General features: G+C 39.8%; 2 protein-coding genes. Both read left to right on the top strand.

Annotated features, from left to right (window positions below; all coding sequences use genetic code 11):
* Positions 1-206 precede the first annotated feature (206 nt).
* Positions 207-482 carry a transposase gene (locus tag BMG01_RS10620; RefSeq protein WP_004910748.1) on the top strand — a complete coding sequence of 92 codons (276 nt, stop codon included), beginning with the start codon at positions 207-209 and terminating at the stop codon, positions 480-482.
* Positions 483-538: 56 nt separating this feature from the next.
* Positions 539-989, top strand: a 451-nt coding sequence (locus BMG01_RS10615; protein WP_143472305.1) for an IS3 family transposase, incomplete at its 3' end; no start/stop codon positions are given.

The raw sequence follows: 989 nt of genomic DNA, 5'->3' as shown, positions 1-989 counted from the left end.
ACTTAACAAAGTTTAAATTCAGCTTATCATCAAATTTTATCGATGCATAAGCTTATTAAAATAGCGCTTCTTTAAGATATTTCACCTCCTTTAATTCAACCGTGATTTTAATTTCCACTTGACTTATGCTCGTATACTGAAAATCCGGACTGCTTTATTTCTAGGGCATAATCCGAGATAATCAAGTATAGGAGTTTTTTTATATTATGAAAGCTAAGCGATACTCAACAGAATTTAAGTCATCAATTGTCGCCTTGTATAACGAGGGACGTTCTGCTAATTCTCTAGCCAATGAATACCATTTGGCTGTACAAACCGTCACGGGTTGGGTGAAGAAAGCCCAAATCATTGGGACGGACGTTACTGGTAAGCCAGTGACTCGCGCCCAATTTAATGCAATGCAGAAAGAAGTCGCAAGACTCAAAGAAGAAAACGAAATTTTAAAAATTGCGGCCGTTTTGCTGGGCGAACATCGCAAGTAACACGTAAGACCCATTTTCCTATTGTCCAATCATTGCTAAAACAGCATTTTAAACTCATGATGGTGCTTCGCCTACTCAAAATACCCAAAAGCACCTACTTTGATTGGGTTCACTATACTGAGAGCCAACGACAACGAGAAGACACGATCTTAAAAGCTTTGTTGCGTGAAATTTGGCAAAATAACTATAAAGCTTATGGCGCGCCACGTCTGCGATTAGCATTAGCTGATCTGAATTTGCATCATGGAACCAACCGAGTTCGTCGTTTAATGCGAGAAGCTGGCATATACTCTGTCATGAGTCGTCGATTTAACAAACCAACGACAACTGTTGATTATCGTCAACGTCCCAACTTAATCAGGCATTCACCCGAAGCCAACGCTTGGAGCATGGACATCACTTATTTAAAGTTGAGTAATGGTCAGTGGGTCTATTTAGCGTCAGTTTTAGAGTTACAAACGCGTAAGATATTAGCCCATCAAATCAGTGCCACGATGGATACCAAAT

This window comes from Leuconostoc sp. BM2 (genome assembly GCF_002095565.1).
Lineage (GTDB): Bacteria > Bacillota > Bacilli > Lactobacillales > Lactobacillaceae > Leuconostoc > Leuconostoc falkenbergense.
The sequence above is the reverse complement of the archived record's forward strand: the minus strand, read 5'-3'. Positions and strand labels throughout refer to the sequence as shown.